Annotated in this window: 14 protein-coding genes and 3 tRNA genes; 11 read left to right on the top strand and 6 right to left on the bottom strand. The window is 66.9% G+C overall.

Annotated features, from left to right (window positions below; translation table 11 throughout):
- Positions 1 to 151: 151 nt before the first annotated feature.
- From C3B78_RS03320 to C3B78_RS03310, 3 genes are all read right to left on the bottom strand, one after another.
- The gene (locus C3B78_RS03320) at positions 152 to 436 is read right to left on the bottom strand and encodes a DUF1540 domain-containing protein (protein ID WP_104996805.1); all 285 of its coding nucleotides are present in this window, start codon (positions 434 to 436) and stop codon (positions 152 to 154) included.
- Between the two features lie 94 nt (positions 437 to 530).
- Positions 531 to 1,064: a PadR family transcriptional regulator gene (locus C3B78_RS03315; RefSeq protein WP_104996804.1), complete on the bottom strand. Its 534-nt coding sequence runs from the start codon at positions 1,062 to 1,064 to the stop codon at positions 531 to 533.
- 51 nt (positions 1,065 to 1,115) lie between these two features.
- On the bottom strand, positions 1,116 to 2,099 hold the full coding sequence (locus C3B78_RS03310; RefSeq protein ID WP_104996803.1) for an NAD(P)H-quinone oxidoreductase: 984 nt from the start codon (positions 2,097 to 2,099) through the stop codon (positions 1,116 to 1,118).
- Positions 2,100 to 2,206: 107 nt separating this feature from the next.
- Here C3B78_RS03310 and C3B78_RS03305 point away from each other — a divergent pair.
- A tRNA-Ser gene (locus C3B78_RS03305) sits at positions 2,207 to 2,294 on the top strand.
- 110 nt (positions 2,295 to 2,404) lie between these two features.
- On the opposite strand, the gene C3B78_RS03300 is transcribed toward C3B78_RS03305, so the two are convergent.
- The gene (locus C3B78_RS03300; protein WP_104999611.1) at positions 2,405 to 4,345 is read right to left on the bottom strand and encodes an FAD/NAD(P)-binding protein; all 1,941 of its coding nucleotides are present in this window, start codon (positions 4,343 to 4,345) and stop codon (positions 2,405 to 2,407) included.
- A gap of 85 nt (positions 4,346 to 4,430) precedes the next feature.
- Between C3B78_RS03300 and C3B78_RS03295 the strand changes: the two genes are divergently transcribed.
- The 4 genes from C3B78_RS03295 to C3B78_RS03280 all read left to right on the top strand — a co-directional run bounded on the left by C3B78_RS03295 (position 4,431) and on the right by C3B78_RS03280 (position 8,947).
- Positions 4,431 to 6,674 carry a prolyl oligopeptidase family serine peptidase gene (locus C3B78_RS03295; RefSeq protein WP_104996802.1) on the top strand — a complete coding sequence of 748 codons (2,244 nt, stop codon included), beginning with the start codon at positions 4,431 to 4,433 and terminating at the stop codon, positions 6,672 to 6,674.
- Positions 6,644 to 7,231 (top strand): GNAT family N-acetyltransferase, encoded by a 588-nt coding sequence (locus C3B78_RS03290; RefSeq protein WP_324778424.1) that lies wholly within the window; start codon positions 6,644 to 6,646, stop codon positions 7,229 to 7,231. Before C3B78_RS03295 ends, C3B78_RS03290 begins: the two co-directional genes overlap by 31 nt.
- A gap of 70 nt (positions 7,232 to 7,301) precedes the next feature.
- Positions 7,302 to 7,389, top strand: a tRNA-Ser gene (locus C3B78_RS03285).
- Positions 7,390 to 7,513: 124 nt separating this feature from the next.
- Positions 7,514 to 8,947, top strand: a complete 1,434-nt coding sequence (locus C3B78_RS03280) for an MFS transporter (RefSeq protein WP_104996800.1) — start codon at positions 7,514 to 7,516, stop codon at positions 8,945 to 8,947.
- A gap of 30 nt (positions 8,948 to 8,977) precedes the next feature.
- On the opposite strand, the gene C3B78_RS03275 is transcribed toward C3B78_RS03280, so the two are convergent.
- The gene (locus tag C3B78_RS03275) at positions 8,978 to 11,188 is read right to left on the bottom strand and encodes a RecQ family ATP-dependent DNA helicase (protein WP_104996799.1); all 2,211 of its coding nucleotides are present in this window, start codon (positions 11,186 to 11,188) and stop codon (positions 8,978 to 8,980) included.
- A 143-nt stretch (positions 11,189 to 11,331) separates the two neighbouring features.
- Here C3B78_RS03275 and C3B78_RS03270 point away from each other — a divergent pair, with 143 nt between their 5' ends.
- The 4 genes from C3B78_RS03270 to C3B78_RS03255 all read left to right on the top strand — a co-directional run bounded on the left by C3B78_RS03270 (position 11,332) and on the right by C3B78_RS03255 (position 15,013).
- Positions 11,332 to 12,750: a phosphomannomutase/phosphoglucomutase gene (locus C3B78_RS03270; protein WP_104996798.1), complete on the top strand. Its 1,419-nt coding sequence runs from the start codon at positions 11,332 to 11,334 to the stop codon at positions 12,748 to 12,750.
- Positions 12,751 to 12,756: 6 nt separating this feature from the next.
- Positions 12,757 to 13,245 (top strand): hypothetical protein, encoded by a 489-nt coding sequence (locus tag C3B78_RS03265; protein ID WP_104996797.1) that lies wholly within the window; start codon positions 12,757 to 12,759, stop codon positions 13,243 to 13,245.
- 15 nt (positions 13,246 to 13,260) lie between these two features.
- The gene (locus C3B78_RS03260) at positions 13,261 to 13,710 is read left to right on the top strand and encodes an RrF2 family transcriptional regulator (protein WP_104996796.1); all 450 of its coding nucleotides are present in this window, start codon (positions 13,261 to 13,263) and stop codon (positions 13,708 to 13,710) included.
- 142 nt (positions 13,711 to 13,852) lie between these two features.
- Positions 13,853 to 15,013, top strand: a complete 1,161-nt coding sequence (locus tag C3B78_RS03255; RefSeq protein ID WP_104996795.1) for a globin domain-containing protein — start codon at positions 13,853 to 13,855, stop codon at positions 15,011 to 15,013.
- Positions 15,014 to 15,091: 78 nt separating this feature from the next.
- Here the strand turns inward: C3B78_RS03255 and C3B78_RS03250 are convergent, their stop codons facing one another.
- Positions 15,092 to 16,927, bottom strand: coding sequence for a phosphoenolpyruvate carboxykinase (GTP) (locus C3B78_RS03250; RefSeq protein WP_104996794.1), 1,836 nt, complete (start codon positions 16,925 to 16,927; stop codon positions 15,092 to 15,094).
- 277 nt (positions 16,928 to 17,204) lie between these two features.
- On the opposite strand from C3B78_RS03250, the gene C3B78_RS03245 reads away from it, so the two are divergent.
- Both C3B78_RS03245 and C3B78_RS03240 read left to right on the top strand, forming a co-directional pair.
- A tRNA-Arg gene (locus C3B78_RS03245) sits at positions 17,205 to 17,281 on the top strand.
- Positions 17,282 to 17,362: 81 nt separating this feature from the next.
- The gene (locus C3B78_RS03240) at positions 17,363 to 18,814 is read left to right on the top strand and encodes a dihydrolipoyl dehydrogenase family protein (RefSeq protein WP_442778267.1); all 1,452 of its coding nucleotides are present in this window, start codon (positions 17,363 to 17,365) and stop codon (positions 18,812 to 18,814) included.
- The last annotated feature ends 1 nt before the right edge of the window (position 18,815 follow it).

Here is an 18,815-nt window from a genome sequence, read left to right as displayed (position 1 = left end):
CTTCCAGCTGCCGCAGAAACGTGCGGTGAGCGGAGTGGACGCGGCGACGACCGGAGCGGGCTGCCACCGTTCCTGCACCAACGCAGAGAAGGCCCCCGTCCGGAAGGTCCGGGCGGAGGCCTTGGCTCGCGGGAAAAGCGTAAAGCTGCCCCTACGCGTGTGAGTAGGTGAGGCAGTCAGCGTTGTCCGCGCCGGGGCCTACGTGGACCTCTGCGGCCTTGCACATCAGGTGGTCATTGTGGACGCACTCGGAGCGCTGGCACGCCCCGACGTCGGCAAGGACCTTGGGCAGTCCGCCATGGATTCCGGTCTCGATGAACGTGGCGCAGTGTGCGTGGTTTTCGGCGCCGCCCACCGTGATGGCGGCGGCATTGCAGTTGGTGTGGTCGTTAAAGGAACAGTTCGTTACGCTGCAGTCGGCGACGTGCGTTGTCATGAGCTTCCTCCGTTTGTTCCACCGCCCGGCCGGACGGTTCGTGGAACTTACGGTATGCCTGTCCGGGGCATTCAAAAAGACCCAATTGTGTTACTTATTTCGCCAGCCCCTGCTGGATCATCCTGGCCTCGCACAGATCCAGCCACCGGACTTCCGCCTCCGCCTGGAATATGAGGGAGTCCAGGACCAGCAGCGATGCGATGTCACCCGCGCGCTGGTTCAGCGCCGTGTCCCGGCGGGCCTTCGAATAGTCCTGCAGGGACTTCATGGAGGACAGCCGCTGGCTCTGGATAATGGCCTTGACGTCGACGCCGGGCAGGGTGACGGCCAGCGCCAGCTTGATGGCCAGCTCGTTGCGTGGCGGGTTGTTCCGTTCCACGGGGGCGGCGAACCAGTTCCGGATTTCGGCCTTGCCGGCTGGGGTGATGCTGTACACCACATGGCCGTTTCCGTCGTCGCCGTCCCTGGCCACCAGCGCATCCCGTTCCAGCCGGTCCAGCGTGGTGTACACCTGCCCGATGTTCAGCGGCCAGGTGGCACCGGTGCGGTTCTCGAATTCAATCCGCAGCTGGTAGCCGTAGCGGGGCTGGTCCTCCAGCAGGGCGAGGAGGCTGTGGCGGATGGACATGCTGTTCCTTGTTCTTGGCGTCCGTGTAGCGCGGGCATCGGTGTACGGAACCTACATGACCAGGAGGACCTTCCCCACGTGGTCGCCGGTGTCGAAATACCGGTGGGCGGCGCGCACCTGGTCCAGCGGGAAGGTCTTTGCCACCAGCGGCCTGACCGATCCGTCGCTGACGAGCGGCCACACGGCGTCGCGCACGGCGTTCATGATGGCGCCTTTTTCCGCTACCGGGCGTGGGCGCAGGGCGGTGGCAACGACGGCGGCGCGCTTCTTCAGCAGCTGCCCCAGGTCGAGCTCCCCCTTCGTTCCGCCCTGCAGCCCGATCACCACCAGGCGTCCGTAGTCAGCGAGCGCGTCCACATTTTGGGCCAGGTACTTGGCGCCCACGACGTCGAGGATCACGTCGGCGCCCTTGCCCCCGTTCTGGCGGCGAAGGCTTTCCGGAAAGTCCTCCTCGGCGTAGTTGATGGCGATGTCGGCCCCCAGGAAGGCTTTGGCCGTGCTCACTTTTTCGTCGGATCCTGCAGTTGCGGCAACCCTGGCGCCGAGGGCCTTGGCGAGCTGGATGGCCATGGTGCCGATCCCGCCCGTTGCACCGTGGATCAGGACGGTCTCGCCCGCCTGCAGCTGGGCCGTCATCACCAGGTTGGAGTAGACAGTGGCCGCAACCTCGGGAAGGGCGGCCGCAGTCACCAGGTCAACGCCGTCGGGCACCCGAAGGACCTGCTCGGCCGGGACCGCCACCTGCTGCGCGTACCCGCCGCCGGCCAGCAGCGCCACCACCTTGTCACCGAGGGAGAATGCCTTTGTGACGCCGGGACCGAACCCGGCGATCCGGCCGGATACTTCAAGGCCGGGAATTTCCGATGCGCCGGGAGGCGGCGGGTAGAAGCCCCTGCGCTGCTGCACGTCCGCCCGGTTCAGGCCGGCAGCCACGACGTCGATGAGCACCTCTCCGGTACCCGGTACCGGGGCCTCCACCTCGCGGACCTCCAGAACTTCCGGGCCGCCCGGCTCCGAAATGTAGACGGCTTTCATGGAACACTCCCGTTTCTGACTGAATACTGCGTGCAACCAGTGTGCACCGGACGCCTTCCGGGTTCTGTTTTGTTGCAGGCAAGTGCCTATGAAACACTACTGGGTGAGGAAGGTTGTCCGAGCGGCCGAAGGAGCTAGTCTTGAAAACTAGTGTGCGGTAACCCCGTACCAAGAGTTCGAATCTCTTACCTTCCGCGAAACAGGACCCCTGCCGGCCAGCATGCTGACCGGCAGGGGTCCTTTCTTTTGCCCTGCAAAGGCCCGCGGGCGCCGGGTTCCGGCTGCCTGATGCAACCGCTGGACGGCTACAGCGCCAGGATGGCCCCGGCGATCTCGTCCGCGTCGCGCAGGGTCCGCTGGCCGCTGCGGTAGTTTGGCCCGCCGGGCTGGACGGCCTCGGCGGCGATGGCGGTGCCCCACTGGACGGATGAGAGCTGCAGCCCCAGCACGTACAGGCCTCCGGTCACGGAGCCGTTGGCTGCGACCGGGCGGTAGGGATGCGGCACCACGTCCAGGCCGGTGGACTGCACGGGGGCACCCTCCACCGTCATCATGAGCCGCGGCCGCACCAGGCCGTCTGCCAGCAGCTGCTCCAGCACCGGCGAATCACTGGCCGAGACCCGGTTACCGGGCGCGAGCGCCTCCACCATGGTCCGGGCAGCCACCGGAGCTCCGGCCACCCAGGGGGACGACGCCGTGAAGGCGCCGTTCTTCCGGTCCACTGCGAACTTGGGGTCCGGGCCTACGAAGCTCACCACTCCTGCCCTGGCCAGCGCCGCAAGCTGCTCGGAGCGAAGGGCCGGAGGACCGCTGGCGAGTCCTTCCACAAACGACTCGAACCAGCCACGCAGTCCCGCCACCCAGGATTCATCGGTGATGCCGCCGTCGGCCACTGCTGTCTTCAGCGCGGCACGCCCGTGGTGGAGTGCCCCGATGGCCATCTTCACGGGGTCATCCTCCCCGAGCGCGGACCGGCGGGCGTCATCCAGCAGATAGTCCACGACGGCGGCATCGAGTTCGGCGCGTGAGGCAAAGGATCGTCCGGCAAGGGGGGCGGCGAGCGCCGGCAGGTCCAGCCGGTGCCGTGGCCCCACGTGCACGGCCAGCACGCTCTCCACACTGTCTTCCCAGTTCACGGCACTGTGCGCGTGCGGATGGAGCGCCTCATCCAGGGCGGCGAGGAAGGCCGCCGGATCCGGTACCGCGTTCGGCTGGGAACGTACCAGGGTGGAGTAATACGCCCACAAAGCGTCACGGTGCAGGAGCGGCCAGAAATCGTGGTCGAACGCCGGGCGGATTCCTGCCGTGCGGAATCGTTCCAGCGCCGCTTCGGTGAAGTAGCGCAGGGTTACCGACGCCGGGTAGTAGCCGTTCAGGGCCGCCTTCGCCCGGTAGGGCGTGCCCCGTCGGGAGGCAGCAATGATCCTCGGCTCCTGGCCCGAAGGCTCGTACCTGAGCACCGTTCCGTTGCTGACGAATTTTCCGCCGCGGCCCTCGGTCAGCTGCACCATGGTGTCGAAGAAGTTCAGGCCCATGCCGCGGACCAGGACGGGCTCCCCTGCGGGAACCAGGGACCAGTCCACGTCCGCAGGGACAGCCGGCGGGAAGTATTGGAGGCCCAACCGCTTGGCCGACGCCTGCAGTTCGCGCTGCTCAGGGTTCAGGCGGGACGGGACGTGGCCCAAGGCAAGCACCACGGCGTTGGTGCTCAGCGTCTCTCCCGTGGCCAGGCCGACGTCGAACGTTCCGTCCCCCGCGGGGCGCACGGACTGTGCCGACGTTTCGTGGAAGTCGATGGTGACGCCGTCGGGCGCTTTGGACGCCAGCTCCTCCAGCGTGCTGCGGAGGTAGCGGCCGTAAAGGGCGCGGCTGGGAAAGTCATTCGGGCCCAGGACGGCCAGTTCAGCGAGCTCGTCCTCGGCCAGGGACGGCGAGGGGTCGCGCTGCTGCCGGGCCCGCCACTGGTCGAAGGTGGTTCCTGCGACCGGCGGCGCCAGGTCAGGGGCCTCCGGGATCAGCGTGGGGTAGAAGGATTGCGTGTTCATCAGGAACAGCCGGGACTGCTGCGGCTGCCACACGTGCCCGGGGCCCGCCGGAAAGGGGTCGATGACATCGATGTGGAGACGCACCGTTCCTGCACCGGAAGCGATCTGCGCGGCGCAGCGGGCAAGCAGGCGTTCCAGCACGCTGGTGCCCCGCGGACCTGCGCCGATGATGGCGGTCCGGATGCTCTGCGTTTTTTCCACGCCATCCAGCGTACGGGCTGCAAACAAAGTGTGCGCTGAACGCTTGACTTGCCAGCCGTCCGCGGATGTTGTTTGGATGGGGCGCATGACCACCACTGAAGCTGATCCAGCGCCCGCCCCCGGTTCCGGCAACCCTTCCGGCACCGACCCGCAGGGCATCGCGCCCGAGCCCACTGACGAAAACGCCTGGCTCGAGGACATTTACGGCGAGGAGCAGCTTGCCTGGGTGAAGGAGCAGAATTCGCGCACCGAGGACCTCCTGGAGGACGCGGACTACGCCGGGCTGGAAAGCAGCATCCTGGAGGTGCTGGACTCCACGGACCGGATCGCCATGGTGGGCAAGCGCGGCGACTGGTACTACAACTTCTGGAAGGACGCGAAGAACCCCAAGGGCCTGTGGCGCCGCACCACCTGGGAGAGCTACTGCACGGATTCCCCCGAGTGGGATGTGCTGCTCGACGTCGATGCGCTGGCGGCAGCTGAGGGCCAGGAGTGGGTTTTCCACGGCGCCACCTTCCTGCGCCCCGCTTCCGGGGAACCGTACCGGCATGCACTGCTGGCCCTCTCCCCCGACGGCGGCGACGCCAACCGGTACCGGGAATTCGACGTGGAGACCCGTGCCTTTGTGGACCCTGCGAAGGGCGGCTTTGACCTGCCGACGGCGAAGGGACACGTTTCCTGGCTGGACGCGGACACGCTGCTGGTGGCCTCCACGGCGGACGGACTGCCGAAGACCGCCTCCTCCTACGCCCGGACGGCTGTCACGCTCAAACGCGGGGATTCCCTGCCCGGAGCGCCGCGGCTGTTCGAGGTGCCCGAGCAGCACATGATGGCCGTGGTTGTTCACGATTCCACTCCGGGCTTTGAGCGCACCTTCGCCGTTGACTACATCGATTTCTTCAACCGCAGGAACCTGGTGCTGCGTGAAGGATCCTGGATCCAGATCGACGTCCCCACCGATGTAAACGTCAGCGCGCACCGGGAATGGGTGCTGTTCCGGCCCCGGCAGGACTGGGTGCTGGGCACATCAACGTACCCGGCAGGCTCGCTGCTCGCTGCCCGGTTCGAGGATTACCTGGCCGGCTCCCGGGACATAGCCGTGCTGTTCACCCCGGATGCGAATACGTCCCTGCAGTCCTGGAGCTGGACCCGGGACTTCCTGCTGTTGAACCTCCTGAAGGACGTGTCCTCCGAAATCCGGGTGCTGGATCCCTCCCGGCCGACGCACAATGCCCAGGCTGCGTGGGCGTCGTCGGCGTTGGATGCCTGCCCGCCGCTGCATGACGTCAACGCCTACGCAGTGGACGACGAAGACGAGGCCGACGGCGGTGCGGGCAACGACTTCTGGCTCGTCGCCACGGGCTTCACCACCCCGACCACCCTGCTGCGCGGCACCTTGGAGCGTGCGGCGTCCGGTACGCCCGGCGTGGTGAGCCGGCACGCGGTGGTCAAGGCGTCGCCGTCGTTCTTCGATGACGGTAACTATGAAGTGCAGCAGCACTTCGCCGTATCCGACGACGGAACCCGGATTCCCTACTTCCAGGTTGCCTCCCGGGACCTGCCACTGGACGGCGAGAACCCCACCCAGCTTTCCGGCTACGGCGGATTCGAAGTTTCCCGGACACCGGCCTACAGCGGCACCGTCGGCAGGGCATGGCTGGAACGCAGGACCTCCGGCGCGCAAGGGGCGGACGGGGAAGCACCGCACTCCCGCGGCGGCGTGTACGTGATGGCGAACATCCGTGGCGGCGGCGAATACGGGCCCGCGTGGCACCGGGCAGCGTTGCAGGAGAACCGGCACAAGGCGTACCAGGACTTCGCTGCCGTTGCCCGTGACCTGATCTCCCGTGGCGTCACGTCGCGGGAGCGGCTGGGGTGCGTGGGCGGGTCCAACGGCGGCCTGCTGGTGGGCAACATGATGACCCGGTACCCGGAGCTTTTCGGGGCCGTTTCCTGCGGAGTGCCGCTGCTGGACATGCGCCGCTACACCAGGCTGTCCGCCGGCCACTCCTGGATCGCCGAGTACGGCGACCCCGACGTCCCGGAGCAGTGGGAGTACATCAGGACTTTCTCCCCCTACCACTTGCTCAAGGACGGGGTGGAGTACCCGGAGACGTTCATCTGGACGGCAACCTCCGATGACAGGGTCGGCCCCGTCCAGGCGCGCAAGATGGCAGCCCGCATGCTGGCCATGGGCATCCCCAACGTCTGGTTCCACGAGGCGCTGGAGGGCGGACACGCAGGCGCCTCGGACAACCGGCAGGCCGCGGCGCTGCAGGCCCGCAGCCAGCACTTCCTGTGGAAGGCGCTGGCTGGCGGGGCCACGTAACGATGGCGCTCGAGGTGCGGCGGGCGGTGGCGTCCGACGTGGAGCGGCTGGCCGAGATCCACGTCCGCTGCTGGCAGGAGACCTACCGCGGAATGCTGTCCGACAGGTTCCTGGCCTCGCAGAATACCGGCTCGCGGCTGCCGCTGTGGCGCCACCTGCTGGTGGCCGCGGAACCCGCGCATGCCTGGGTGGCGTCCGACGACGGCACGGTAGTCGGGTTCGCCGGCATCCGCAGGGAGCCGGGGGCCGCTTCGCACGGCTTTGCGCCGCCGTCGTCCGGCGACCTGGAACTGTGGGGGCTGTACCTGCTGGCGTCGCACCAGGGGCTGGGCCTGGGCCGCCGCCTCCTGGTGGCAGCGCTGGACAATGAGGCGGCGAGCCTGTGGGTGGCCGCCGACAACCAGCGCGCCATTGGCTTCTACCGGCACTTCGGGTTTGAACCTGACGGCGCCGCCGACGTGATTCCCGGGTGGGAAGACCTTCGCGAAATCAGGATGGTCCGGGGCGGACCGCCCCCCGCAGTGAAGCGCTCACCGGGCAACCAGGGAGTCCCCTGAAGGCCCGGGCGACCCGTTTTGCACTGCATGCCCCGTTCTGCGTATCCTTGGTGGGCTAGGAATAGCAATTGGAGACGTGCCAGAGCGGCCGAATGGGCTTCACTGCTAATGAAGTGTGGGGCACAACTCCACCGGGGGTTCAAATCCCCCCGTCTCCGCGTTTGGCCCCGGTCCTGGACCGGGGCCTTTTGCGTACCCCGGCATGTCCAACACCCCGGACGCATCCGTCCGTGGGACGGACACCCGGCGCCTTGCACGTCCCGGCGGTGGCAGGATTGTCGGATGGCAGCAAGCAACACGGTGGATGAGGCGCACGGCGCGGTGCAGGCGTGGAGCCCCCGCCTGGCGCTGCTGGTGGCTGCCACTTTCTTCATGGAGTTCCTGGACGGCACCGTCCTCACCACGGCCATCCCCAACATCGCTGCCGACTTCCGGGTTCCCGCCGCGGACGTCAACATCACGATGACGGCCTACCTGCTGACCGTCGCCATGGGCATTCCGCTCAGCGGCTGGCTGGCTGAGCGCTTTGGCGCCCGCCGCATATTTTGCCTTGCCATCGCCATCTTCACGGCAGCATCCCTGGCCTGTTCGCTCAGCCAGGACCTGGTTGCCCTCACCCTCAGCAGGACCGCGCAGGGGTTCGGGGGCGCCATGATGGTTCCGGTGGGAACCCTCCTGGTCCTCCGCGGGACCCCTAAGGCGGACCTCCTCCGCGCCACTGCGTTCCTGGTGTGGCCCGGGCTCCTGGCGCCAGTACTCGCACCGCTGGTAGGCGGGGCCCTGACCACCTATCTTTCCTGGCACTGGATCTTCCTGATCAACCTCCCGCTGGGTGCGGCCGCACTGCTTGCGGCACTCCGGCTGGTTCCTGCTGCCGTGGGCGACGGCGGGCGGCGGCTGGACTGGTTGGGCCTGTCGCTCACCACGCTGGGCGTGGGCGCCCTGGTGGCGGGCCTTGAACTGGTGAGCGCCCACCCTGACGCTCCCTGGGCGGCCCTGAGCGCTGGTTTCGGCGTGGCGGCCGTTGCCTGCGCCGTGTTCTGGATGCGCAGGACCCCTAACCCGCTCTTTGACCTCGGGGTTTTCAGCACCCGCACGTTCAGGGCGATGGCCACCGGCGGGTTCGCCTACCGGCTGGCCATCAGTTCCGTCCCGTTCCTGCTGCCGCTGATGTTCCAGGCCGGGTTCGGCTGGTCCCCGCTGCACGCAGGTGCCATGGTGGCGGCCGTCTTCATCGGCAACATCGGCATCAAGCCGGCCACCACTCCGCTGATCCGGCGCTTTGGCTTCAAGGCGATGCTCGTCTTTGCCTCCCTTGCTTCTGCGGCCACGTTTATCCTCTGCGCCCTGCTCACGGCAGAAACGCCAGGGCCGCTGACGTTTGCCCTGCTGGTCTGCAGCGGCGCCTTCCGCTCGATCGGGTTCTCTGCCTACGCGTCAGTCCAGTACGCCGACATCGCGCCGGCACAGCTCACCTCGGCGAATACTGTTTCTGCCACACTGGTCCAGCTCGCCACTGCTGCGGGCATTGCCATCGGGGCCTTGCTCATCCGCCTGTTCGACGGGCTCAACAGCTTTCCAGCTGACGCAGCCGGACCTTTCCGCGGCGCGTTCCTCGCCATGGCAGTGCTGATGTTGGCGAGCACGGCGGACAGCCTGTTCCTGCCGCGGCATGCCGGAGCGGAAGTCAGCCGAGGTAAAGCCCAGCGGGTCTAGCCCTGCCGGCCTAAGTCAGGGCACCCAGATTCAGCCCGCCTGGGCCAGCACCAGAGGAAGCACAGCACCAGCCCCGGCCTGGCGAAGGGCCCGGCCGGCCACGGTGAGCGTCCACCTGCTGTCCACGATGTCATCGACCAGCATCACGCTGCCGCCCTGCAACGGGCCCAGTGCGGCCTCAAGCTCCGGCCCCACCACCAGGCGGTCCCACACCCCCGCCAGCCTGTAGGCGCTGTTGCCGCCGCGGCTTCCCGTGGGGCCCCCGTGGGCAAGCTGTAGCTCGCCCAGGTATGGGATGCGGCCGATCTCCGAGATTCCCTTCGCAAGGGATCCCACCAGCTCAGGCTTGCCCCGCGAGGGGATGCTGACGATGGCCGCCGGCCGTCCCGCCCCGCTCCACCCGGGATTGCCGGGGTTGCCCGTACCCCATTCGCGCAGCACCTGGACACATGCCTGAAGCATGCCGGGGTCAACGGGCCGGTCCCCCGCGCCGGCCGCAAACAGCTCCCGCAGTGCCCCGCCCCAGCCCAGGTCTGTCAGCCTTGCGAGGACCCGCCCCTCGGAGACTCCTTCTGCAGGTTTGAGCTTTCCCTTCACCGGGACACCAAGACGGTCCATGCCGCTGGGCCACTGCAGCCGTGGTTCCAGCACCCCGCCCGCCCTGCTGAGGGTCTGGCCGGCCGCAGCGGTGGCATGCTCGGCAATCTCTGCCGGGAACCACCTGCCGGCGCAGTTATCGCACCTGCCACAGGCGTGGGCGGTCTCGTCGTCAAGGACGGACGTGATGTATTCCATCCGGCAGCCGGCAGTGTCCTGGTAGATCACCATGGAGTCCTGCTCGTCCACGCGGGCCTCCGCTATCCGCCGGTACCGCTCGGCGTCGTAGGCCCAGGGCCGGCCGGTGGACCGCCAGCCGCCGCCCACGCGTTCCACGGCGCCATCCACCGAGAGGACTTTCAACAGCAGTTCCAGCGGAGTGCGTCGGAGGTCCACCCTGGCTTCCAACGCGACCGTGGACAGTGCGGTGCCTGCTTCGGCCAGCGCCGTGAGGACGGCGGCGGCTTTTTCCTCCGACGGCATGGAGGCCGTGGCGAAGTACTGCCAGATGTCCCGGTCTTCGGGGCCCGGCAGGAGCAGGACATCGGCGTTTGCCGCCCCGCGGCCGGCGCGCCCAACCTGCTGGTAGTAAGCCACCGGCGAGGACGGCGCTCCGAGGTGGACCACGAAGCCGAGATCGGGCTTGTCAAAACCCATGCCCAGTGCGGACGTGGCAACCAGCGCCTTTACCTGGTTGTCCTTCAGGAGCTGTTCGGCGCGTTCCCTGTCTGCGGGGTCCGTGCGCCCGGTATAGGCCAGCACCTCGTGGCCGGCCTCCGCCAGGAGGCGCGCTGTATCCTCCGCCGCGGACACCGTCAACGTATAGATGATGCCGCTTCCGGGAAGGTCGGCCAGATGCGTCAACAGCCAGCCCAGGCGCTGCTTGGCATCAGGAAGTGACAGGACCCCCAGCCGCAGGGAATCCCTGCCCAGCGCACCACGGATGGTGAGGACGCCGGCGCCGAGCTGCTCTTCAATGTCGTGGACCACCCGGGAGTTGGCCGTGGCTGTGGTGGCAAGGACGGGAACCGAATCCGGCAACCGGGTAATCAGGTCCGCGATCCTGCGGTAGTCGGGCCGGAAGTCGTGGCCCCAGTCGGAGATGCAGTGTGCCTCGTCGATGACGAGCAGGCCTGTGCGCCGGATGAGTTCGGGAAGCTGGTTTTCGCGGAAGGACGGGTTGGTCAGCCGTTCGGGGGACACGAGCAGGACGTCCACCTGGTCAGCGGCGAGCTGTTCGCGGACGGTGTCCCATTCCAGCTGGTTCGCGGAGTTGATGGCCACGGCACGCACTCCTGCCCGGGCCGCCGCGGCTACCTGGTCCCGCATCAGGGCGAGGAGTGGCGACACGATGAGCGTGGGCCCGGCCCCGCGGCGGCGCAGGAGCAAGGAGGCCACGAAATAGACTGCCGATTTTCCCCAACCGGTACGCTGCACTACCAACGCCCTGCGGCCGTCGTCGACCAGTGCCTCGATGGCTTCAAACTGGCCCTCGTGGAAACCGGCCGTCGGGTTGCCCACCAGCTCGCGGAGAACGGCGAGCGCCTGCGCGTGGGTCGCCGAAGACGGAAGGATGTTGCTGTTTGCCGGTTCAGGAACGGGTACGGGTTCAATGAGGCTGGTGGCGTGCTGGTTATCGACCATTGATTCAGTATCCCAGCCGCCTCCGACACCAGGCGCACGGGAGCGTCCTATGTGGAAACCCCGCCACCGCAGGTTCGTGTCACATACGCCTGTCCCCACCCGTCCTCCACAGCCACTTTCGCGGCCCACGTAAGATAAAGCCCGTGACTAGCGAACAGACAACGACTTATGACCTTTCGGCATCCTTCAAGGCGTACGACGTCCGCGGCATCGTGGGCGAATCCATCACCGCCGAAATCGTCGAAGCCGTGGGGGCCGCCTTCGTGGACATCCTCCAGCTCGAAGGCCAAACCATCCTGGTGGGCGGCGACATGCGCCCGTCCTCCCCGGAGTTCAGCAAGGCCTTCGCCAACGGCGCAGCCACCCGCGGCGCCAACGTTGAGCTGCTGGACCTGATTTCCACGGACGAGCTGTACTTCGCGTGCGGTTACCTGAACCGTGCCGGGGCCACATTCACCGCGAGCCACAACCCTGCCGGCTACAACGGCATCAAGATGTCCAAGGCCGGCGCCGTTCCCATTTCTTCCGAGTCCGGCCTCAAGGACATCCAGGCCCTCGCCGAGAAGTACCTCAACACCGGCGCCATCCCGGCCGCGGCCAAGCGCGGGCTTATCGGTGTCCGCGACGTCCTCAAGGACTACTCCGAATACCTCCGCAAGCTCGTGGACCTGTCCGGGTCCCGGCCGCTGAAGGTTGTTGTGGACGCCGGCAACGGCATGGCAGGGCTCACCACCCCTGCAGTGCTGGGCGATACCCTGCTCCCCAAGCTGCCCCTGGACATCATCCCCCTGTACTTCGAGCTGGACGGTTCCTTCCCCAACCACCCTGCGAACCCGCTGGAACCGGAGAACCTCCGCGACCTGCAGGCGGCAGTGGTGGAGCACCGCGCGGACATCGGCCTGGCGTTCGACGGCGACGCCGACCGCTGCTTCGTGGTGGACGAGAAGGGCGAGCCCGTCTCGCCGTCGGCCATTACCGGCATGGTGGCGCGCCGCGAGATTGCCCGCGCCAAGGCCCTGGGCGAGGCAACCCCCACGATCATCCACAATCTCCTCACCTCGCGGGCCGTGTCAGAGCTTGTAGAGCACGACGGCGGCCGGGCTGTCCGCACGCGGGTGGGCCACTCCTTCATCAAGGCGGTCATGGCGAAGGAAGGCGCCGTCTTCGGCGGGGAGCACTCAGCCCACTTCTACTTCCGTGACTTCTGGAACGCGGACACGGGCATGCTGGCGGCCATGCACGTGCTGGCGGCCCTGGGTGAACAGGACGGACCCCTTTCGGAACTGGGCCGCGAGTACGAGCCGTACGTCAGCTCGGGCGAGATCAACTCCGAGGTCGATGACAAGCCCGCCGCCGTCGAGCGTGTCCGAGCGGCCTTCGCGGACGAGGACATCACCATCGACACCCTGGACGGCAGCACGTTCACGGCCAACGACGGCAGCTACTGGTTCAACCTGCGTCCGTCCAACACCGAACCCTTCCTCCGGCTCAACGCCGAGGCGACCGACCGCGCCACCATGGAACAGGTCCGGGACCGGGTCCTGTCGATTGTCCGGGCGTAGGCCAGCGTGACAGACACCCCGGAGCCGGGCTCCGAAGGACAGGGCTCCTGGCGCGGCTCGGTGCCGGATGCCACCGCCACGGACCTGGAGAACCTCCTGGGCACGGGCGTCAGTGCCGCCCAGGAGCAGCTGCACCGCAGCGGCGGCTTCCTGCCCTTCGCCCTGACCGTCCAGAACGACGGCGAGGTGCGGCTGGTGGCCGTCTCGCCGGCAGACGCCGCGGAAGGTTCAGACGGCGACTTTGATGCCGACGCCATGATCAGCGACCTCACAGCCCTGCTGCGGCAGAACCGGGAGGACTTCCGGGCTGCCGCCGTGGTCTGCGACATCCTGCTGGTGGAGGAGGACTCGGACGCCATCCACGTGGCGGCTGAACACCGCGACGGCTCTGTCTTCGCTGCCGTGCTGCCCTACTCGGCCAATGCCGGAACCCAGACGTGGGAATTCGGGGAGCTGGCGGCCGATGCCAGCGAGCCCGCGATCTGGGTGGACTAGACCGGCGGCGCCTCCATGAAGATCAACGCGTTCGCCGACGTCAGCCTGCGGGCCCTCATGGTGCTTGCGGCAGCCCCCGCGGGTGCCCTGCTGACCACGCAGAACGTCGCCGACTCCGTAGGCACGCCCTACAACCACGTCAGCAAAGCGATGGCGAAGCTGCGCACCCTCGGATATCTCGAGGTGGTCCGCGGCCGGACCGGCGGTTCCCGCCTTAGCCACGCCGGCCGCAATGCCACCGTGGGTCAGGTCCTGCGGCAGCTCGATACCCGGACCGACGCGGCGGACTGCGTGGCTCCCGGCGGGAACTGCCCCCTGATCAACGAATGCCGGCTCCGCTCCGCACTCTCCCGGGCACGCGAGGCTTTCTACCAGGAACTCGATTCCGTCAACATTGCGGACCTCCCCGTGTCCGGCCAAATGGCCCCGGTCTTCAGCATGATCGGACTCCGCCCGGGGCTCTGACACCCCCGGCCCCGCCTTCACCACCGGCCGATTTGCTTCCAACTTCTACAAGATGTAGAAGTTGGGTATGAAAACCAGCATATGGAATGCAGGTATTCACGAAGGCCGGACGAAGGCCCCGGTCACTACCTCAGGAGTTCCCATGCTCTCGGAAAAATCCCGCCCCGTCATCGAAGCAACGCTGCCCCTGGTCGGTTCACGGATCGGCGCCATCACCCCCAACTTCTACGCGCGCCTGTTCGCAGCGCACCCCGAGCTTCTGGACGGCCTGTTCAGCCGCTCCAACCAGCGCTCGGGCAACCAGCAGCAGGCTCTCGCCGGAAGCATCGCCGCTTTCGCGACCCACCTGGTCAACAACCCGGGCACCCTTCCGGAGACCGTCCTCTCCCGGATCGCCCACAAGCACGCGTCCCTGGGTATCACTGAACCGCAGTACCAGGTAGTCTACGAGCACCTCTTCGCTGCCATTGCCGATGACCTCTCAGAGGTGATCACCCCCGAGATCGCCGAGGCATGGACCGAGGTCTATTGGCTCATGGCCGACGCGCTGATCAAGATCGAGAAGGGCCTGTACGCACGCCAGGCCAACAGCAAGATGTGGGCTCCCTGGCGCGTGGCCGCGAAAACCCCCGCCGGCACCGGTGCCATGACCTTCACGCTGGAGCCCGCGGACGACACCCCCATCACCGAAGCGCTTCCGGGCCAGTACATCAGCGTCAAGGTCACGCTGCCGGACGGCCTTCGCCAGGTCCGCCAGTACTCCCTCTCCGGCGACGCCGGCACCGGCCGCACCTTCACCACCAAACTGGACGACGGCGGCGAAGTCTCGCCCGTGCTCCACAACAACGTGCAGGTCGGCGACATCCTGGAGATCTCCAACCCCTACGGCGAGATCACCCTGAAGGACGGTGACGGGCCGGTGGTGCTGGCTTCCGCTGGCATCGGCTGCACCCCTACCGCGTCCATCCTTCGGTCCCTGGCAGAGTCCGGATCCGAACGGCAAGTGCTGGTGCTCCACGCGGAAAGCACCTTGGACAGCTGGGCCCTGCGCAGCCAGATGACGGACGACGTCAATCGTCTGGACGGTGCCAAGCTGCAGCTCTGGCTCGAACAGCCCGCGGCCGGAGCCAAGGAAGGTTTCATGTCTCTGCGTGAGGTGGACCTGCCGGCGGAGGCGTCCCTATACCTCTGCGGCCCGCTGCCGTTCATGAAGAACATCCGTGACGAAGCCATCAACGCCGGCATCCCGGCCGCCCGGATCCACTATGAGGTCTTCGGCCCGGACATCTGGCTCGCCAGCTAGAAGCCAACGACGGCGGCCCCGCACCTTTCGCGAAAAGGTGCGGGGCCGCCGTCGTCCCGCTGAGGAACGCCGCTGTTCCTAGGAGGCCTGTCCCAGCCTGGACTTCAGGCCGGCCAGCTCGGACTGAAGTGCCGCCGGGAGCGACTCGCCGAAGTTGGCGAACCATTCCTCGATGGACGCAAGCTCCGTGGCCCACTCGACCGGGTCCACCTTGACGGCTTCCTCAACCTGCGCCGGGGTCATGTCCAGGCCGTCGAGATCGATGGCATCGCCCGTCGGCACAAAGCCGATGGGTGTTTCGACGGCGTCGGCCTTGCCCTCGAGCCGCTCGATGGCCCACTTGAGGACGCGGGCGTTGTCGCCGAAGCCGGGCCATGCGAAGCCGCCTTCGGAGTTCCGGCGGAACCAGTTGACCAGGAAGATCTTGGGCAGGCGCTCCGGGTTGGCCTTTGCGGAGAGGTTGACCCAGTGGTTCAGGTAGTCGCCGGCGTCGTAGCCGATGAAGGGCAGCATGGCCATGGGATCCCGACGCACCACGCCTACGGCACCGGCTGCTGCTGCAGTGGTTTCCGAGGACAGGGTTGCTCCCATGAAGATGCCGTTGGACCAGCTGCGCGCCTCGGTGACCAGCGGAATGGTGGTCTTGCGGCGGCCGCCGAACAGGATGGCGGAGAGCTCCACACCATTGGGGCTGTGGTACTCCTCGGCCAGCATGTCGATCTGGTCGATCGGGGTGCAGAAGCGGGAGTTCGGGTGCGCAGCAGGCGTGTCCGAATCCGGAGTCCAGGAGTTGCCCTGCCAGTCGGTGAGGTGCGCGGGCACTTCCTCGGTCATGCCCTCCCACCACACGCCGCCGTCGTCAGTGAGGGCGACGTTGGTAAAGATGCTGTTGCCCTTTGCAATGGCACGCATCGCGTTGGGGTTGGTGCCCCAGCCGGTGCCGGGGGCCACGCCAAACAGGCCGGCTTCGGGGTTGACGGCGCGGAGCTCGCCTTCCTTGCCGAAGCGCATCCAGGTGATGTCGTCGCCGAGGGTCTCCACCTTCCAGCCCTTGATGGTGGGGTCGAGCAGCGCAAGGTTGGTCTTGCCGCAGGCAGACGGGAAGGCTGCCGAGACGTAGTACGTCTTCTGCTCGGGGGAGGTCAGCTTCAGGATGAGCATGTGCTCGGCCAGCCAGCCTTCGTCGCGGGCCATCACGGAGGCGATGCGGAGGGCATAGCACTTCTTGCCCAGCAGGGCGTTGCCGCCGTAGCCGGAGCCGAAGGACCAGATGGACCGCTCCTCAGGGAAGTGGACAATCCACTTGTCCGGGTTGCACGGCCACGGCACGTCATTCTGGCCGGGCTCCAGCGGGGCGCCGAGGGAGTGCAGCGCGGGGACGTAGAACGCGTTGGTTTCAGTGATGCGGTCCAGCACGTCGGTGCCGATGCGGGCCATGATCCGCATCGAGGCAACAACGTAGGCGCTGTCCGTGATCTCGACGCCGAACTTCGGGTCCTCCGCGTCCAGGTGGCCCATGACGAACGGGATGACGTACATGGTTCGGCCGCGCATGGAGCCGGCAAACAGTCCGCGCAGCTTCTCCTTCATCTCGGCCGGTGCCATCCAGTTGTTGGTGAAGCCTGCGTCGCGCCTGTTTTCCGAGCAGATGAAGGTCTGCTCCTCCACACGGGCAACGTCCGCGGGGTCGGAGAAAGCGGCGAAGGAGTTGGGGAACAGTTCCTGGTTCAGCCGGGTCAGGGTGCCGGCAGCCACGAGCTCGTCTGTGAGGCGCGTGTTTTCCGCCTCGGATCCGTCAACCCAGTGGATCCGGTCCGGCTGCGTAAGCTCGGCAACCTCTTCGACCCATGCCAGCAGGCCGGCATGTGTGGTGGGTGCTTTCTCAAGCAGCGGCTTCTGTGCCAGATCGCCCATTACGGTTCCCTTCCTCGGGTTCATCGGTGTGTCCTAAATGTTATGGTCCGGACCACTGCCGTTTTTCGGACGTCAGCTGACGATTTGAGGTCACAGAAATAGAATTCCGCGGGAAATCAAGGAACTTCAGGCTGAAATTCTACGACAAAGTGACGAAGGTCACCTATACCGGTCTAGTAGCCGAGATTACACGCTCTTCGATTTGGCATCCCAGCCAACCCTCGCGTAAAGTAATTCGAGGTTCAGGGAGAGCGGTTCTTCTCCAGGAACACGGAATGCGCCCATAGCTCAGCTGGATAGAGCGTCTGTCTACGGAACAGAAGGTCAGGGGTTCGAATCCCTTTGGGCGCACCAATAAGGTCCGCACCGGTTCGCCGGTGCGGACCTTTTGCGTTGACCCACGTCCGCACCTCCCGGGCGTAGGCTGTCCCCATGATGCCCGAGCCTGTGAAGCAGGAATTTGACGTTGTGGTGATCGGCGCCGGCGCCGCGGGGGAAAACGTTGCGGACCGCGCCGTCCAGGGCGGCCTTTCCGTGGTGCTGGTGGAGGCGGAATTGGTGGGCGGCGAGTGCTCCTACTGGGCATGCATGCCGTCAAAGGCCCTGCTTCGGCCCGGAACGGCGCTGCACTCCGCGCAGACGGCGCCGGGTGCCAAGGAGGCCGTCACGCGGACACTGGATGCTGCCGCAGTGCTTAAGCGCAGGGACCACTTCACGTCCAACTGGCAGGATGACAGCCAGGTTGACTGGGTCAAGGATTCCGGCATCGACCTCATCAGGGGCCACGCCTGGCTTACGGCTCCCAAGTCGGTCCAGGTAGCAGGGCTGGACGGCACCTCGCACCTGCTGCAGGCGCGCCACGCGGTGGTGCTGGCCACAGGGTCAATGCCGAACATGCCCCCGATCGAAGGGCTTGAGGACGTGCAGGTCTGGGGAACCAGGGACGCCACCTCCGCCAGCGAAATCCCGGAGCGGCTCGCTGTCCTGGGCGGTGGCGTCGCCGGGACAGAGCTGGCCCAGGCATACGCCCGCCTCGGGTCCACTGTGACGCTCATGGCGCGCAGCAGGCTGCTGGGGAACTATCCGGAGGAGGCGGCCAGTCTGGTTGCCGCCGGCCTGCGCGCGGACGGCGTGGACATCCGGCTCAATACCGTGACGGAGGGCATCACCGCGAACGACGACGGCACGTTCAGTTTGCAGTTGGCCGACGGGTCAGCGGTCATCGCTGACAAGGTCCTCGTCGCCACGGGCAGGCATCCCGCGCTTGAGGGCCTGGGACTGGAAAGCGTCGGCATCGAGCCGGACAGCCGCGGCCGCCTGAACCTCAGTACGGATATTTCCGGCCTGGTGGAGGGCATCCCTGGCGACGGCCCGTGGCTGTATGCCGTGGGTGACGCAGCCGGCCAGAACCTGCTGACGCACCAGGGCAAGTACGAGGCGCGGGCGACGGGCGATGCCATCACGGCCAGGGCCAAGGGCGAACTGAGCGGGCGGCCGGCCGACTGGAGCCGCTATGCACAGACTGCCAACCAGCATGCCGTGCCCAATGTCGTGTTTACCGATCCTGAGGTTGCCACCGTCGGCCGCACCCTGGAAAGTGCCCGCAAGGACGGCTACAACGCCTCTTCGGTGGAACTCCCCATCCAGGTTGCCGGGTCTTCACTGCATTCGGAGAATTACGAGGGCTGGGCGCAGCTGGTGGTCGATGAGGACCGGAAGGTACTGCTGGGCGCCACGTTCGCCGGTCCGGACGTGTCCGAGCTCCTGCACGCCGCAACGATCGCCGTAGTGGGCGAGGTCCCGCTTGACCGGTTGTGGCATGCGGTCCCGTCTTACCCCACGATCAGTGAGGTTTGGCTGCGGCTCCTGGAAAAATACGGCCTCTAGG

The organism is Arthrobacter sp. PGP41, from assembly GCF_002953935.1.
Lineage (GTDB): Bacteria > Actinomycetota > Actinomycetes > Actinomycetales > Micrococcaceae > Arthrobacter.
The sequence above is the reverse complement of the archived record's forward strand: the minus strand, read 5'-3'. Positions and strand labels throughout refer to the sequence as shown.

Excerpts from the sequence above, each read along its gene's own strand:
- C3B78_RS03320 (WP_104996805.1), bottom strand. The coding sequence starts at position 436 with ATGACAACGCACGTCGCCGACTGCAGCGTAACGAACTGTTCCTTTAAC.
- C3B78_RS03315 (WP_104996804.1), bottom strand. The coding sequence starts at position 1,064 with ATGTCCATCCGCCACAGCCTCCTCGCCCTGCTGGAGGACCAGCCCCGC.
- C3B78_RS03310 (WP_104996803.1), bottom strand. The coding sequence starts at position 2,099 with ATGAAAGCCGTCTACATTTCGGAGCCGGGCGGCCCGGAAGTTCTGGAG.
- C3B78_RS03295 (WP_104996802.1), top strand. The coding sequence starts at position 4,431 with ATGACCACCACTGAAGCTGATCCAGCGCCCGCCCCCGGTTCCGGCAAC.
- C3B78_RS03280 (WP_104996800.1), top strand. The coding sequence starts at position 7,514 with ATGGCAGCAAGCAACACGGTGGATGAGGCGCACGGCGCGGTGCAGGCG.
- C3B78_RS03275 (WP_104996799.1), bottom strand. The coding sequence starts at position 11,188 with ATGGTCGATAACCAGCACGCCACCAGCCTCATTGAACCCGTACCCGTT.
- C3B78_RS03260 (WP_104996796.1), top strand. The coding sequence starts at position 13,261 with ATGAAGATCAACGCGTTCGCCGACGTCAGCCTGCGGGCCCTCATGGTG.
- C3B78_RS03255 (WP_104996795.1), top strand. The coding sequence starts at position 13,853 with ATGCTCTCGGAAAAATCCCGCCCCGTCATCGAAGCAACGCTGCCCCTG.
- C3B78_RS03250 (WP_104996794.1), bottom strand. The coding sequence starts at position 16,927 with ATGGGCGATCTGGCACAGAAGCCGCTGCTTGAGAAAGCACCCACCACA.
- C3B78_RS03240 (WP_442778267.1), top strand. The coding sequence starts at position 17,363 with ATGCCCGAGCCTGTGAAGCAGGAATTTGACGTTGTGGTGATCGGCGCC.